Source organism: Rhizobium sullae, from assembly GCF_025200715.1.
GTDB lineage: Bacteria > Pseudomonadota > Alphaproteobacteria > Rhizobiales > Rhizobiaceae > Rhizobium > Rhizobium sullae.
Genome location: NZ_CP104144.1, coordinates 1655025 through 1669222, shown reverse-complemented (window position 1 = coordinate 1669222; position 14198 = coordinate 1655025). Strand labels below are relative to the sequence as shown.

Below are 14198 nucleotides of genomic sequence, written 5' to 3'. Positions count from 1 at the left end.
GCACCATACCAGTTGCCCGGTGGTCATGCTTTCTCAAAGCCGGTGACCGCTGGGAGGATTACATCATGTCTGGCTTGCTGTCGCTGTCGCGCGTCATCGACGCGATCAATACGTTTTTGGGTAAATCCGTTTCCTGGCTGCTGTTGGCAGCCGTCCTGATCAGCGCGATCAATGCAACGACCCGGAAGCTGTTCAACCTCAGTTCGAATGCCTGGCTCGAGGCCCAGTGGTATCTGTTTTCTGCCGCATTCCTCATCGCTGCGGCTTGGACGCTCCTGGGGAGCGAGCATGTCAAGGTGGACCTTGTCTACGGTCAGCTACCGCGGCGAGCGCAGCTTTGGATCGAAATCCTGGGCACGATCTTCTTCCTCTTCCCGTTCTGTCTCATCACGACCTACCTGTCCTGGCCGATCGTCGTTTCGAAGTTCGTCAGCGGTGAAGTGTCGAACAATACCGGCGGCCTACTCTTATGGCCCGTATGGGCGCTCATTCCTGCCGGCTTCGGCCTGCTTGCCCTTCAGGGCCTTTCGGAACTGATCAAACGCATCGCGATCCTGAAGGGCGATCTTCCGGACGCGATCGCGCTTGCCGACGCTGAAGCACAAATTCTCTAGGCAGGAAAAAATTCATGTTTGCTTTCTTCGCGGAAAATCTCGCGCCCATCATGTTCCTGTCGTTGATCGTGGTGCTTCTGCTCGGCTATCCGGTGGCGTTTGCGCTGGCTTTCGTCGGCTTCGTGTTCGGTTTCATCGGTATCGAGATGGGCCTGCTGCCGATCAATCTTTTCGGAGCGATTCCGGACCGAATCTTCGGGCAGATGTCCAACGAGACGCTGCTTGCCATCCCCTTCTTCACGTTCATGGGATTGATCCTCGAGCGAAGCGGCATGGCCGAGGATCTGCTGGACACGATCGGCCAGCTCTTCGGACCAGTGCGCGGCGGCCTGGCGTTTGCCGTCATCTTCGTCGGCGCCATCCTTGCCGCAACGACCGGCGTGGTCGCAGCCTCCGTTATCTCGATGGGTTTGATCTCGCTGCCCATCATGCTTCGTTACGGCTATGATCGCCGCGTTGCCGCCGGCACCATCGCGGCATCGGGGACGCTGGCGCAGATCATTCCGCCAAGCCTCGTCCTGATTATCCTCGCAGACCAGCTCGGCCGGTCTGTCGGCGACATGTACAAGGGTGCCCTGGTGCCCGGCCTGCTGTTGGTGGCGGTCTATTCCGGCTACATCATCCTGATGTCCTTTCTGCGGCCCGCGAGCGTTCCGGCGCTACCGGCAGAAGCGCGTTTGCTGCGCGGGTGGAAGCTCGCCGGCAGAGTCGTCACATCGCTCGTGCCGCCGCTCGTACTGATCTTCCTGGTGCTCGGAACCATTTTCATCGGTCTTGCAACCCCGACCGAAGGCGGTGCGATGGGTGCCGTCGGTGCCCTGGTCCTGGCGGCATTCAATCGCCGCCTCGATCTCAAGATGATCACGGCCGCCCTTTATTCGACGGCGAAGCTCTCGTCGTTCGTGATCTTCATCCTGTTGGGCGCGCGCGTCTTTTCGCTGACGTTTTATGGAGTGAACGGTCACGTTTGGGTCGAGCATCTGATGACGTCGATACCGGGCGGCGAAGTCGGCTTCCTGATCGTCGCCAACCTGCTGGTCTTCTTTCTTGCCTTCTTCCTCGATTATTTCGAGCTCGCCTTCATCATCATTCCGCTGCTCGCACCCGTTGCCGACAGCCTCGGCATCGACCTGATCTGGTTCGGCGTGATGCTGGCGATCAACATGCAAACCTCGTTCATGCATCCGCCATTCGGCTTTTCGCTGTTCTACCTGCGGTCGGTCGCGCCGAGCCGGGCCTATAAGGACCGTATTTCAGGCGCGACGATCCAGCCGGTTACATCAGGCCAGATCTACATGGGCGCCTTGCCTTTCCTGGGGATCCAGCTTGCGACGGTCATCGTTGTGATCGCGTTCCCGCAGCTCGTCACCCACTACAAGTCCGGCCAGGTCACAGTCGATCCGTCGACCATCCAGCTGAATGTCCCGATGCCGGGTGCTGGCGGAGAGAACCCGTTTGGAACCCCCGCACAGCCATTTGGCGCTCCCGAGCCGTCAAACGGTGCGCCGGCAGCGCCGGGTTTTGGGGCACCCGCGCCGGATTTCGGATCGCCGACCCCAAGCTTCGGCGCGCCGCCGTCCGAACCCGCCAAGTAACACAACCGTTTACCGAATTGCGCTTTGCCAAGTGCTGCATGCCATCAACCGAGGAGGAAATAATGACCGATAAACTGAGCCGCCGTAATTTTCTGACCAAGGGAGCGCTCGGAGGCGCTGCCACCGTTGCCGGTGCAGCGCTGGCTGCTCCTGCCGTCGCCCAGGAACTGCCGACGATCAAGTGGCGCCTGACATCGGGCTTTCCGAACAATCTTGATACGATCTACGGCGGAGCGGTCGTCATGGCCGACGCCCTTTCCAAGATCACCGAGGGCAAGTTTCAGATCCAGGTCTTTCAAGCCGGCGAGATCGTTCCGGGCCCCCAGGCAATCGACGCCGTTCAGGCGAACACTGTCGAAATCGCCCATACCTGCGGATATTACTTCACTGGCAAGAACCCGACCTTTGCGATCGGGTCAACGATCCCATTCGGCCTCAATGCCCGCCAGCAAAACGCCTGGCTCTATCACGGCGGCGGCAACGAGCTTTATGACGAGTTTCTTTCCGAATACGGCATCGTCGGCAAACCCGGCGGCGGCACGGGCGCCCAAATGGGGGGCTGGTTCCGCAAGGAGATCAACAGCCTTGCAGACTTGAATGGTGTTAAGATGCGCATTGCCGGCGTCGCCGGCCAAGTCATGTCGCGTCTCGGTGTCGTTCCGCAACAGCTTCCCGGCGGCGACATCTATCCGGCGCTCGAACGCGGCACGATCGATGCGGCCGAATGGGTGGGACCTTATGATGACGAGCGCCTCGGCTTCTACCAGATCGCCCCCTATTACTATTATCCCGCCTATTGGGAAGGCGGCCTGACCATCCACTTCTTCGTCAACAAGGCGCAGTATGAAGGGCTTCCGGACGCCTACAAGGCGGCGCTCGACACCGCCTGTAAGGCGGCCAACGTCAACATGCAGGCGCTCTACGACGTCAAGAACACCAAGGCGATCCGTTCGCTGGTCGGCAAGGGCGTGAAACTTCGTCCGCTCCCGCGCGACGTCATGGATGGTGCCTATAAGGCGACATTCGAGCTCTATGGTGAATACAGCGCCAAATATCCGGCCTGGGCGAAGATCTATCCGTCCTGGAAGAAATTCCGCGACGAATCCTTCGAGTGGTTCCGCGTGGCCGAATACAGCTACGACAGCTACATGTACGCCACACAGGCCGCCGGTAAATGAAAGTGAAGGCGGCTGTTGGACATCCCGCCGCTTTTCCCAGCCATCACGGTCACGCCGGTCTTGACGGATCGGCGTGCGCCGAATGACTTGGACAACTACGGAGCGGGCACCCATCGTGAACGCCCGGCTATGATCTGGCCGGTGTTGCCAATGCCTTGCGAACCGCACTGCGGGCAGTGTGTCGCTGTTGCAATCGAAGTTTTTTCGATGTTCTCATGACGTTTCTGCGCATGCCGCAGCACGGACCAGGTCAAAAGTTGCTGCGATGACAGGAAGCGCCGGCGAGCCTTCGTCACCTATAAAGATTCCGGGAGACGCGGTGTCCGCTGAGATGATCGGGAACCGGAGCGCCCACTGTTTTGGGCGCTCCGAGACGCGCGTTATTTCTGGATGCAGGTGTCGACGGTCTCCTTGGTGCACTCGTCGAGCCCGGTGAACACGGGATCCTCGACCGGCTTTCCGGCGATCAGGTCCATCATCACGGTCGGTGCCTTGTAGCCCATTTCGAATGGACGCTGGCCGACCAGCGCGGTGACAAGCCCTTCCTTGGCTATCGCCACTTCGTCGCCGATCGTGTCGGCGGCGCCGATGACGAATTCGTTGCTGGCGATCTTCTCGGCCATAGGCTTGAAGAGGTCGCGATAGGGTTGCGGCGCGCCGAAAAGCGGCCAGCCTCCCATGATGCCGAATGCGTCGAGGTCCGGGTTGGCGGCAAGGATGTCGGTCATCGCCTGAACGCCCTTGGCGCCATCGTCATTGGTGAAGACCGGGCAGCCGGCGACTTCCGTCCAGCCGCCTTCGCCCTTCAGCGCGGCAAGGTCCTTCTGGCCGGTGAGCGTATCGCGCATGCCTTGCGCGCGGCGCAGGATGTTGTCGGCTCCCGGATTGCCTTCGATCGTGCAGATCTTGCCGCCGTTTGGCTTGGCCTTCTTGATGTACTCGCCGATGCGCGCTCCCATCAGGTAGTTGTCGGTGCCGAGGTATGTCTTGCGGAGCGCTGCATCTTCTGCCGCGAGATCGGCGTCGAGCGTCATCACCGGAACGCTCGGATTGGCGGTCTTGAGCGTCTGGGCGATGAGTTTGGCGTTCGACGGCGAGATGGCGATCGCAGCCGTGTCTGCCTTGCCCAGCATGTCCTGGACGATCTGTGCCTCGCCGGCCTCATCGGACGTCGATGCCGGACCTGTGTAGAAGCACTCATATTCCGAGTCTGGGTTTTCCTTGTTCCATTTCTGGCAACCCTGGTTGATCGCCTCGAAGAACGGGTTGTCGAGGCCCTTCACGACGATGACGAGCTGCTTCTTGGCAAGCGCCGGGCCGGCGGTGAGCGCCAGAGCGGTGAATGCAAGTAATAATGCCTTCCTCATGGTTTCCTCCCTTGAAACAGACGGGCGCGGCGCGACCGCCATACGTGATCAACCCGGGTACCAGACAATGCGAGGGTCATCCTCCGAACGCTCGTATTGCCAGGCCGAGTCGATAAGCCTTTCCAGATCGTAACTGGGCTGCCAGCCCAGCAGGTATTTGGCCTTGCTGTTGTCCATCCAGTTCGAGTGGTACTGGCTTGGTATATCGACAGCCGCAAGGCCCCGCGTGCGCGCCAGGTAGGTGGCGACCTCGCCATAGTCGACCGGGCTATCCATGCAGATGTTGAAGAGCTGGCGCTTGGCGCGGGGATTGTCGATTGCCGCCAATATTGCCGAGACCAGATCGTCGACATGCACGAAATTGCGCTTCAGCGGACGCCCGTCGGCGTCGCGCAGCAGCGGCACAGCACCGGTTTGCGCATACCGCCTCGCGTCGCCTTCCGGAACCAGCGTCTTCCAGTCGGGACCGCCGAAGACGTCGCTGCCGAAGGACAGCGTGTACTTGAAATCGTCCTTTGCCATGATCCACGGCGCGCGAAGGCAGCAGCCGTTGGTGCCGTACTGAATACCGAATTGCTCCAGCATCACCTCCTCGAGAACCTTGGAAAGCGCGTAGCCTCCCGGATAGGCACGATGGGGCGCATGCTCGGTGATCGGTCCGTCGTGGCGATGGTAGAAATGGCCGACACCGGCATCGCCTCCGATGAGGATGAATTGTTGCGAGGTGGCGCTCGCGCGAAATTCTTCAAGCAGCCAGAAGAGCCCCCTGACCGTTACATCCATAATGTCGGCAGGCGTTTCCTTGCAGGTCGCAAGATGCAGGACGTGGGTAACGCCTTCCAATGCGGCCACAACGCAATCGCGGTCAGCAATGGAGCCCCTTGCCACCTCGACGCGGTCGGTCTCTTCGAGCAAACGATTGTGACACAGCGCGCGGATGCGTGCTTTGGAAAATCTCGGATCGTCAAGCAGCCCAGCAATGAAGCGCTGCCCGACCTTGCCCGTTGCGCCAGTGACAAGGATCAGCATGCTCTCTCTCCCAGAAACAGCTAATATGCGCGCGCTTTCGGCGTCAATGGAATTTGTCATACAAAACAGATTTTTGTGATGACGCCCCGATTTTCCGGACAATTGATTGACGGTCCTGCAAGGTTTTGCGTAAATGCATTTAATCGCTTGTTCCGGGAGGACATGGGACAGGCGAGATAGGGTGCGCCTGCCCCAGGAAGAATAAGTGACGGCGACGGGCAGTCCGCGGAATCGGGGAGGTTAGCAGGCTGGTGGCGGTTCTCGAACTCACCAACATCTCCAAACATTTCGGTGCCATCCGGGCAGTCAACGACGTTTCGCTTTCGCTGGAGGCGGGGCAGGTCGTCGGCCTGATGGGCGATAACGGTGCTGGCAAGTCGACGCTGGTCAAGATGATCGCGGGCAACTTCCGTCCGAGCGAGGGGACGATGCGTCTCGATGGCGCGGAAATCGTCATGCACCGTCCGGTGGAGGCGCGTCAGCACGGCATCGAGATCGTTCACCAGGACTTGGCACTTTGCAACAATCTGACGGCTGCGGCGAACGTGTTTCTCGGACGCGAGCTGCGGCGCGGCATCGGCCCACTGAAGGTCCTGGACCACAAGTCAATGTACGGACGGGCCGGAGAGATTTTCAAGGAACTGAAGTCGGAGACACGCCCGCGAGATCTCGTAAGGAAGATGTCGGGCGGCCAGCGGCAGGCGGTGGCGATCGCGCGCACGATGCTGTCGGAAGCGAAGATCGTGCTGATGGACGAGCCGACTGCGGCGATTTCCGTCCGTCAGGTGGCCGAGGTTTTGAATCTGATCCGCGAGCTGCGCGACCGCGGTATTGCGGTTGTCTTGATCAGTCATCGCATGCCTGACGTCTTTACGGTTGCCGATCGTGTCATCGTGATGCGGCGGGGAAGGAAGGTCGCCGACAAGCCGATTGCGGCGAGTTCGCCCGAGGAAGTCACAGGTCTTATCACCGGCGCCATCGAACAGGTGTGATGGCGCTGCTTACCGGTATCGGCAGAAATGAAGGTCGACGATGGCAATTACCCTTGACCAGACAATTGCACAGAAGCAGCGGAACTGGCTTGCGGGGATACTGGGCGGCCAGACGTTCTGGGTCCTGATCGCCGTCATTCTCGCCTGCCTTTTTCTATCCTTCGCTACTGACTCGTTCGCAACGGCGAAAAACCTCTACAACATCACCCGCAACGTCACGTTCGTTGCGATCATCGCGCTCGGCATGACGCTGGTGATCATCACCGGCGGCATCGACCTGTCCGTCGGCTCGGTACTTTGCCTGTGCAGCATGGTGTTGGCGGTGGTCATGCATGCCGGCTACAGCATCGAGATCGGCATTGCCGCCTCGATCGGCACGGCGCTTGTGATCGGAGCGTTCAATGGCGTGCTGATCGCCTATCTTAACTTCCCGCCGTTCGTGGTGACGCTCGGCATGCTGTCGATCGCGCGCAGCCTGGCGATGGTCGCGTCAAACAACACCGTCGTCTTCCAATTCGGTCCTGACCACGAGGCGCTTCTGTCGCTGGGCGGCGGCGCATGGTTTCTCGGTATAGCCAACCCCGTTCTTTACATGATCGTCCTGGCGCTGCTGACCGGTTTTGTACTGCGCTGGACCAGGTTCGGCCGTTATGTTTTCGCAATCGGCGGCAATGAGCACGCCGCAACGCTGACCGGCGTTCCTGTGCGCCGGATCAAGATTGCGGTCTATATGATCTCCGCTTTGTCGGCTGGGATCGCCGGCATCGTTCAGACCGGCTGGCTCGGTGCCGTCACCACCAATATCGGCGCGGGAATGGAACTCCAGGTCATCGCGGCCGCCGTCATCGGCGGCGCCAATCTGGCAGGCGGCGTCGGCACGGCTTTCGGCGCTCTGGTCGGAGCCGCTCTGATCGAGGTGATCCGCAACAGTCTCGGCTTGCTCGGCATTAATGCCTTCTGGCAGGGCACTTTCATCGGCGGCGCCATCGTGCTTGCCGTGCTGTTCGACCGGATCCGCAATTTCCGGCAGAGCGAATAGCGGCTGCGCCGAGATGCGCCGATCGGCGCCATGCCCGAAAACATATGAGGTTCTTGTCTTGTCAGCGGGGCGGAATGGCGGGACGCGGGCCGTGCAGGCGACGGTTCACCGGCACGGCCGGATCGGGACCTGCGCTATGGTTGGAGGCCCCCCGGCCTGAGCTTCTGCGCGAACATCATCGTCAAGCGCGAGTCTCACCTTGAGCGATTGTCGCCGCGTAAACAGCCTTTAAGGTGAGTGAATTATAACGCAATCGCTCCTCAATGAGTGAGCGGCGAGGGCAAGGAAATGGGGGGCAGGCGGTCGCCGTTGATGAAGCTCTTCAGCCGTCTGAAATAGACATTGGCAAGAGCGCGGGCTGTCAGGTGTAATGGCATCTCCGTCCGGTTCAGCAGCAGATCGGTCCATTGCCGTTTCCAGACATCATTGAACACAGGGTTCTCATCATAGCGTGAGATAGCGTGCCCGAATTGGATGCGGCGATCCGGTACTGTCACTGACGCCAGTGCGATCGAGGCCGGCTCGATGTCGTCAATGCCGGATTCCAAGACAAGAAGCAGAGAGGTGTCGCCGCCGCGCCACGCAGATATGGTGTCGAGAAAGACACTCGCCTCGTCGATTAGCTGCCTTAGTACCTGTTGCGCCGTGGCGGACGGATCGGTCAGCCGTGCGGCGGCGAGATTGCGATAGTACACGAAGTGCAGCTTATCTCTCGATCTCAGAGTACGGCGAAAGCGGTCAAACCGCCGGACCAGTTCATCATGTTCGCCGGTCTTCGACATCGGATTGGTGTGGATGTGCAGTACGGTCGGATAATCCCGATAGGCGACTACCTCAGTTGCGATGGTCGAATGGCTTGCGGGCATGTAGCAATCGGGTGCGCATACCTTCTGAAAGTCATCCTGAATCATCTCGGTGACGGATGCGAGACCGCTATCAAGATTAAGTAGCCAATCAAACGGATAGGACGTCTTTCTCAGGCCCAGCTTTTTGATCATCATCGCAGCATTGCACGCTGCGCCGAGCGAAATATACTGATGCCCCATAATATTTCCCCCCCCGGCTGGTTTGTACATCCATGGGGCCATCCTAGTAAAGCCCTGACCGAATTTATAGGCCACGCCCGAGCCAGCCAGTCCCAATTCGCTTGTCATCGAAGTCTGAGGTATGTCGAGTCTCCGCGTCATGTCCGGGACGCGCACCCACTGTCATATCTGTGCTTGGGATACGGCCACGGTCGAGATCGGACCTCAGCTCCGCGATCCGGGCACTAATGGAGAGCCCTTCGCCATCACTCCTTCGTAGGTTCCCAGAGCTCGACCGGATTGCCTTCGGGATCGTGAATGCGGGCAAAACGGCCCACTTCCGAGTTCCACTCGGCTCTAGTTTCCACCGCGATCCCGCTTGCCCTTAGTTTCGCCATGAGCCCATCGAGATCATCGACCCGGAAGTTGATCATCCACTGCTGTTCGGCACGTCCAAAATAGTCGGTACTCTCAGAGAACGGCCCAAAAATTGTTGTTCCTGCCTCTTGCCGCCATATGGACTTGTGCAGGTCGTCAATTCCAAGGTGCGTCTCGTACCATTCGGCGAGCCCGGCCGGGTCCGCCGCCCTGAAAAACACACCACCAATTCCAACGACCTTCGGCATGGGACTCTTCTTAGCTTTGGCACGGGGACAATGGCGATGAAGTCGCGTGCATGCAAACTCAAACTCTGAGATCGAGCTGGACGCACCGTCCGCTCAGCGCCACATCCGAACGCCCGCACCGATGGAGTTCTATGCGGTTTCTCTCGCGCTCCACAACAGTCTGATGCCGAGCGCTCCGAGGAAGAGGCCGGTGATGCGGTCGATCCAGGCCTTCATGCCGATGTAGAATTCCCGGACCCGGCCCGACCCGAAGAGCATGGCGACGATCGAATACCAGGAGAACTCGTTGAGGAAGACGATGACGAGCAGTGTGATCGTCATCCAGAGCGGTGCCTGCACCGGGAGCATCGAGACGAAGATCGAACCGAAGAATACGGCGACCTTCGGGTTTGATATCTGGGTCAGCAAGCCCTTGAGGAATGGCCCGGCAGCGCCGTCATGCCCCTCAAGGACGAGAGGATCTTTGGCATGGCGGAATACCTGGAAGGCGACCCAGAGGATAAAGAGTGCACCGAGCACCCTCATGACGAAGAAGAGTGTCGGAAGGGCTTGGAACAGCATGTTCAACCCAAGAAGCGCTGCCACGGCCCAGAGGACGGAACCGGAGCCGAGACCGATCGCGACCTTGAGGCCATCGGAACGCGACCGCGCTGCCGCGGTTTGGGCTGTGATCAGGAAGCTTGGACCGGGCGATATCACCGCCAGCAACTGGACGAGGCCGATGGCAAAAAGGCTCAAAAGATTGGCGGTCACGGAATCCATGGCGGCGTTCCTTGTCTGATTATATCTCGGCTCGAGACGGGCTACCAAGACTATTCCTCTCGCGGCAGTCGTCTTCCCCGTCCGCTGCTTCGGCGAGAAAAAATATCATATCTAGGTCAGCAGGGCCCTTGAGGAATAGGCTGGCAGCACGGAAGTTAGGGGTCGCCGGTGTTTAGTCGGCCTTCGCATGATGGCATGCGGTCAGAAGGCCGGGGGACGTGGTTCTTGCCAGAAGCGCCGGCTCCTGTTCCGCGCATATGGAGGTTGCCTTCCAGCAGCGGGTTCGGAAGCGACACCCACTTGGAGGATTTGCTGGGCTCGGCAGATCTCCCTGCAGGACAATGCGCTTGCGCCCGCCACGAAGTCTCGGATCTGGTGTGGGGACCGCAGAGAGTAAGGCCTGCGTATAAGGGTGGGCTGGTGCCGTAAAGATCGACGCTTTCGGGCCGGTCTCGATGATCTTTCCGAGATACATAACCATGATGCGATCCGACACATGCCGTACGACCGCAAGATCATGTGCCACGAAGAGCATGGCGAGGTTCCTTTCGCGCCGCAGTTTGGCAAGCAGATTGATGACCTGTGCCTGGATTGACACGTCGAGTGCAGAGACCGGCTCATCGCAGATGAGGAGCGCTGGATTGAGCGCGAGCGCCCGCGCAATGCCGAGTCGCTGCCGCTGCCCTCCTGAAAATTCGGAGGGATAACGCATCGCGTGCTCACGCCTCAGGCCCACCGCCTCCAGGAGGTTTGCCGTCTCCTCTGCCCATTGATGACGGGGCAACGCGCCGGGATGAAGTGCCCAGGGTTCCGAGATCAGGCGATCCACCCGCATGCGCGGATTGAGCGATTGATAGGGGTCCTGGAAGACGACCTGCATCTTCCGGCGTAGTTCGTGCAACTGCCTTCCGCTTGCTTTTGCAATATCCACACCGTCCAGCAGCGCTCTGCCGCTGGTCGCCGGCGCAAGCTTGAGCAATGTTCGCACGAGGGACGTCTTTCCACAGCCGCTTTCCCCGACCAGGCCGAGCGTTTCGCCTCGGGCGATTTCGAAACTGACGTCCTCGACCGCGCGTACAGGGGCTGTCGCATTGCCGAAATGCCGGGAGAGATTCTCGACCTTAAGAAGAGGCTCGTTCATGGCGTTACCGGGAAATGGCAGGCGACCTGACGGCCGGGCCCTACGGGTTGAAGGGCAGGGACAACTCTCGCGCAAAGATCCTGGGCGCGCGAACAGCGTGTGCGGAAAGTACAGCCGGAGGGCAGTGCGACCGGGTTCGGCCCAGAGCCGGGGATAGGGACGAGTTCGCTCTCGTCGCTATTCATGCGTGGCTGCGAGGCCAAAAGTCCAACGCTATAAGGATGTCTAGCGTCCTCGAATAACTCGAAGACGCTCGCAGTCTCGACGATCCTGCCGGCATACATGACAGCGACCCGGTCGGCGATTTCGGCAACGACGCCGAGATCATGCGTAATAAAGATCATCGCAGCATCGCTTCGCTTGCGCACTCTTTCGAGGAGATCGACAATCTGAGCCTGAATGGTGACGTCGAGTGCCGTCGTCGGCTCGTCGGCGATGATGATGTCGGGTTCGAGAGCCACCGCCATGGCGATCATGATCCGCTGGCGCATGCCGCCGGAGAATTCGTGCGGATACTGCGTTTTGCGGCCGGCAGGGTCTGGAATGCCGACAGCAGTTAGAAGATCGAGGACGGCTTGCTCAATGCCTCCCTCAGGCATGCGGCCGTGAATTCGGAACATCTCCGCGATCTGCCATCCGACCGGATAAACGGGATTGAGTGCGGCAAGAGCGTCTTGGAAAATGAGCGCAATTCGATCGCCGCAAAGATCGCGCCGGGCAGTCCGGGAAAGCTGAAGCAGGTCCAAGCCGTCAAAGCAGATCGATCCTTCGTTGATGGCGCCAGGCGGATCTGGAACCAGATCCATGATCGCCGATGCCGTCACCGACTTGCCGGATCCGCTTTCGCCGAGAAGCGCTAAAACCTCGCCGCGTTCCAGCGAAAAGGACACGCCGTTAAGCGCCAAGATATTTCCGGCTGCGGTATCGAAACTAACCTGCAGGTCTTTGACTTCCAGAAGAGCCATCATCGCCTCCGCCTGATGAGACGCCAATGCTGCGACGGGTCGTTGACAATCCGGAACCAGTTGGCGAGCAGGTTGAAAGACATGGTGGTCAGCATCACCGCCAACCCGGGAAAGAAGCCGAGCCACCAGGCGGAGGAAAGATATCCCTGCCCTTGGGCGACCATAAGTCCCCAGCTGACCGCCGGCGGCTGGATGCCGAGACCGAGATAGCTCAGTCCGGATTCAAACAGCATGACCATGGCGAGATTGACGGACGCCAGCGTCAGCATGGTTGGCGCAACGCTCGGCAGGATATGTGTGCGCAGGATCCATATCGAGCTGCCTCCGAACACGCGGGCAGCGTCGACGAACAGGCGCTCGCGAACCTCCAGCGTTTCGGCTCTGGCGACGCGGATATAGGCCGGCATCCGGGTGATCGCGAGGACAAGAACGAGATTGGTGACGCTCGGACCGAACAGATAAAGACCAAACAGGGCAACAAGCAGGGTCGGAAAGCCTAAAATGATATCGGAGATCCGCATGATAATGTTACCAACGAGACCGCCGAAGTAGCCGGCGATCACGCCGAGCAGGGTTCCCCCAACGAGACTTGTCACGACCGTTACGAGCGCGATTCCGACCGTTGTCGATGCCGCCTGGATAAGCCGCATCATGAGGGGTCGGCCGAGCGCATCGGCCCCCAGCCACAACGTCCACGACTGGTTGAAATCGAAAGGCGGAAGATTGCGCGCTTTCAACGAAATCCGGCTGTTCCCGAGAAGGGAGCTCGCGTCGGCTACGATTGCCAGGATCACGATCAACAACCAAATTGCCGCCGCAACCGCCATCGGATCACCCGCAAGCGCACGCGACAGCCATAGGATGCGCCGGCGGCGCTCGGGAGCGGGGGTGAATTCCGTCGTCATGCCGGTCATTCGACCCTCACTCGGGGATCGATAGAGGCGTAAAGCATGTCGACCAAGATGTTGATGATGAAGATCACGACGGAGACGGCAAAGATGGAGGCCTGCACGATGGCGAAATCCCGCTTCAAAATGCCGTCGATCAACAGTTTGCCAATTCCGGGGAAGCCGAAGACCACTTCAACGACGCCACCACCACCCGCAAACTGGGCGGCGAGATCGCCGGTGACCGTAATGGCAGGAAGCAGAGCGTTACGCAGTGCATGGACAAAGGTGACGCGGCCGGCATGAGCGCCCTTGGCCCGGGCGGTGCGGACGAAGGTCGCATTGAGCGCCTCGATCATCGACCCGCGGATAATCTGTACCAGCGTTCCGAACGGTCTGGCAAACAGACACGCAACGGGCAAAATCCAATAAATCGGTCCGCCGAAACCGGACGTCGGCAGAATTTTGAATGTCACCGCAAACAGCAGCACACCCATGAGACCCAGCCAAAAGTCGGGAACGCTCGCCGCCGCCTGAGAAAGCAAATTGAAGCCGCGATCGATCCAGCCACCGGGGTTCACGGCGGCGATCGATCCGATGATGACCGCTGCCAGGAAGGCCAATGTCAGGGCAATCGCGCCAAGCGCAAGCGTGTTCGGCAAGGCCTCCAGCACTACCTCCATCGCCGGACGGTTATGCCAGAGGGACACGCCGAAATCGAGACGAAGGATGTCTGCAGCCCAGTCGATAAACTGGGCTGCAAGGGAACGGTCGAGGCCAAGCCGGACGCGCATCGCCTCGCGCGTGGCGTCCGAGGCATCGAACGGCAGGTAAAGATTGACCGGATCGCCGGTCAATCTGACGAGGAAGAACGCGGATATCATCAACGCTGCAAGTGCGAACGCGGCGGAGAAAGTGCGTCGAAGGAGATAGGTGAAGGACATCGGCTCTCCTCAAGCGATGGTTCAACCGGGGACC

Annotated in this window: 14 protein-coding genes; 5 read left to right on the top strand and 9 right to left on the bottom strand. The window is 59.8% G+C overall.

What is annotated here, in order from left to right:
• Positions 1–65 precede the first annotated feature (65 nt).
• The 3 genes from N2599_RS28670 to N2599_RS28660 all read left to right on the top strand — a co-directional run bounded on the left by N2599_RS28670 (position 66) and on the right by N2599_RS28660 (position 3387).
• Entirely contained in the window at positions 66–614 is a 549-nt protein-coding gene (locus tag N2599_RS28670) for a TRAP transporter small permease subunit (RefSeq protein WP_027510440.1), read from the top strand.
• Positions 615–628: 14 nt separating this feature from the next.
• Entirely contained in the window at positions 629–2209 is a 1581-nt protein-coding gene (locus tag N2599_RS28665; protein ID WP_027510439.1) for a TRAP transporter large permease, read from the top strand.
• Between the two features lie 62 nt (positions 2210–2271).
• Positions 2272–3387: a TRAP transporter substrate-binding protein gene (locus N2599_RS28660; protein WP_027510438.1), complete on the top strand. Its 1116-nt coding sequence runs from the start codon at positions 2272–2274 to the stop codon at positions 3385–3387.
• A 380-nt stretch (positions 3388–3767) separates the two neighbouring features.
• Here the strand turns inward: N2599_RS28660 and N2599_RS28655 are convergent, their stop codons facing one another.
• Positions 3768–4754, bottom strand: coding sequence for a substrate-binding domain-containing protein (locus tag N2599_RS28655; protein ID WP_027510437.1), 987 nt, complete (start codon positions 4752–4754; stop codon positions 3768–3770).
• 48 nt (positions 4755–4802) lie between these two features.
• Complete coding sequence (locus tag N2599_RS28650; protein ID WP_027510436.1) at positions 4803–5783, bottom strand: NAD-dependent epimerase/dehydratase family protein; 981 nt, start codon at positions 5781–5783, stop codon at positions 4803–4805.
• Between the two features lie 230 nt (positions 5784–6013).
• On the opposite strand from N2599_RS28650, the gene N2599_RS28645 reads away from it, so the two are divergent.
• Both N2599_RS28645 and N2599_RS28640 read left to right on the top strand, forming a co-directional pair.
• On the top strand, positions 6014–6775 hold the full coding sequence (locus N2599_RS28645) for an ATP-binding cassette domain-containing protein (protein WP_084606474.1): 762 nt from the start codon (positions 6014–6016) through the stop codon (positions 6773–6775).
• A 40-nt stretch (positions 6776–6815) separates the two neighbouring features.
• Positions 6816–7814, top strand: a complete 999-nt coding sequence (locus tag N2599_RS28640; RefSeq protein ID WP_027510434.1) for an ABC transporter permease — start codon at positions 6816–6818, stop codon at positions 7812–7814.
• A gap of 260 nt (positions 7815–8074) precedes the next feature.
• Here N2599_RS28640 and N2599_RS28635 read toward each other — a convergent pair whose 3' ends face one another.
• The 7 genes from N2599_RS28635 to N2599_RS28605 all read right to left on the bottom strand — a co-directional run bounded on the left by N2599_RS28635 (position 8075) and on the right by N2599_RS28605 (position 14164).
• Positions 8075–8890, bottom strand: a complete 816-nt coding sequence (locus N2599_RS28635; protein ID WP_167333905.1) for a DUF1796 family putative cysteine peptidase — start codon at positions 8888–8890, stop codon at positions 8075–8077.
• 215 nt (positions 8891–9105) lie between these two features.
• Positions 9106–9465 (bottom strand): VOC family protein, encoded by a 360-nt coding sequence (locus tag N2599_RS28630; protein ID WP_027510432.1) that lies wholly within the window; start codon positions 9463–9465, stop codon positions 9106–9108.
• Positions 9466–9594: 129 nt separating this feature from the next.
• Positions 9595–10227 (bottom strand): LysE family translocator, encoded by a 633-nt coding sequence (locus tag N2599_RS28625; protein ID WP_027510431.1) that lies wholly within the window; start codon positions 10225–10227, stop codon positions 9595–9597.
• A 172-nt stretch (positions 10228–10399) separates the two neighbouring features.
• Positions 10400–11368: an ABC transporter ATP-binding protein gene (locus tag N2599_RS28620; RefSeq protein ID WP_027510430.1), complete on the bottom strand. Its 969-nt coding sequence runs from the start codon at positions 11366–11368 to the stop codon at positions 10400–10402.
• Positions 11365–12333, bottom strand: a complete 969-nt coding sequence (locus N2599_RS28615; protein WP_051336582.1) for an ABC transporter ATP-binding protein — start codon at positions 12331–12333, stop codon at positions 11365–11367. The genes N2599_RS28620 and N2599_RS28615 overlap by 4 nt, the downstream gene beginning before the upstream one ends.
• On the bottom strand, positions 12333–13247 hold the full coding sequence (locus N2599_RS28610) for an ABC transporter permease (RefSeq protein WP_027510428.1): 915 nt from the start codon (positions 13245–13247) through the stop codon (positions 12333–12335). The genes N2599_RS28615 and N2599_RS28610 overlap by 1 nt, the downstream gene beginning before the upstream one ends.
• Positions 13244–14164: an ABC transporter permease gene (locus N2599_RS28605; RefSeq protein ID WP_027510427.1), complete on the bottom strand. Its 921-nt coding sequence runs from the start codon at positions 14162–14164 to the stop codon at positions 13244–13246. The genes N2599_RS28610 and N2599_RS28605 overlap by 4 nt, the downstream gene beginning before the upstream one ends.
• Positions 14165–14198: the final 34 nt, after the last annotated feature.

What these genes read in the sequence shown, in the direction of transcription:
- N2599_RS28625 (WP_027510431.1), bottom strand. Translation starts at nt 10,227, where the DNA reads ATGGATTCCGTGACCGCCAATCTTTTGAGCCTTTTTGCCATCGGCCTC.
- N2599_RS28615 (WP_051336582.1), bottom strand. Translation starts at nt 12,333, where the DNA reads ATGGCTCTTCTGGAAGTCAAAGACCTGCAGGTTAGTTTCGATACCGCA.
- N2599_RS28620 (WP_027510430.1), bottom strand. Translation starts at nt 11,368, where the DNA reads ATGAACGAGCCTCTTCTTAAGGTCGAGAATCTCTCCCGGCATTTCGGC.
- N2599_RS28650 (WP_027510436.1), bottom strand. Translation starts at nt 5,783, where the DNA reads ATGCTGATCCTTGTCACTGGCGCAACGGGCAAGGTCGGGCAGCGCTTC.
- N2599_RS28610 (WP_027510428.1), bottom strand. Translation starts at nt 13,247, where the DNA reads ATGACCGGCATGACGACGGAATTCACCCCCGCTCCCGAGCGCCGCCGG.
- N2599_RS28640 (WP_027510434.1), top strand. Translation starts at nt 6,816, where the DNA reads ATGGCAATTACCCTTGACCAGACAATTGCACAGAAGCAGCGGAACTGG.
- N2599_RS28665 (WP_027510439.1), top strand. Translation starts at nt 629, where the DNA reads ATGTTTGCTTTCTTCGCGGAAAATCTCGCGCCCATCATGTTCCTGTCG.
- N2599_RS28655 (WP_027510437.1), bottom strand. Translation starts at nt 4,754, where the DNA reads ATGAGGAAGGCATTATTACTTGCATTCACCGCTCTGGCGCTCACCGCC.
- N2599_RS28660 (WP_027510438.1), top strand. Translation starts at nt 2,272, where the DNA reads ATGACCGATAAACTGAGCCGCCGTAATTTTCTGACCAAGGGAGCGCTC.
- N2599_RS28635 (WP_167333905.1), bottom strand. Translation starts at nt 8,890, where the DNA reads ATGTACAAACCAGCCGGGGGGGGAAATATTATGGGGCATCAGTATATT.
- N2599_RS28605 (WP_027510427.1), bottom strand. Translation starts at nt 14,164, where the DNA reads ATGTCCTTCACCTATCTCCTTCGACGCACTTTCTCCGCCGCGTTCGCA.
- N2599_RS28630 (WP_027510432.1), bottom strand. Translation starts at nt 9,465, where the DNA reads ATGCCGAAGGTCGTTGGAATTGGTGGTGTGTTTTTCAGGGCGGCGGAC.
- N2599_RS28670 (WP_027510440.1), top strand. Translation starts at nt 66, where the DNA reads ATGTCTGGCTTGCTGTCGCTGTCGCGCGTCATCGACGCGATCAATACG.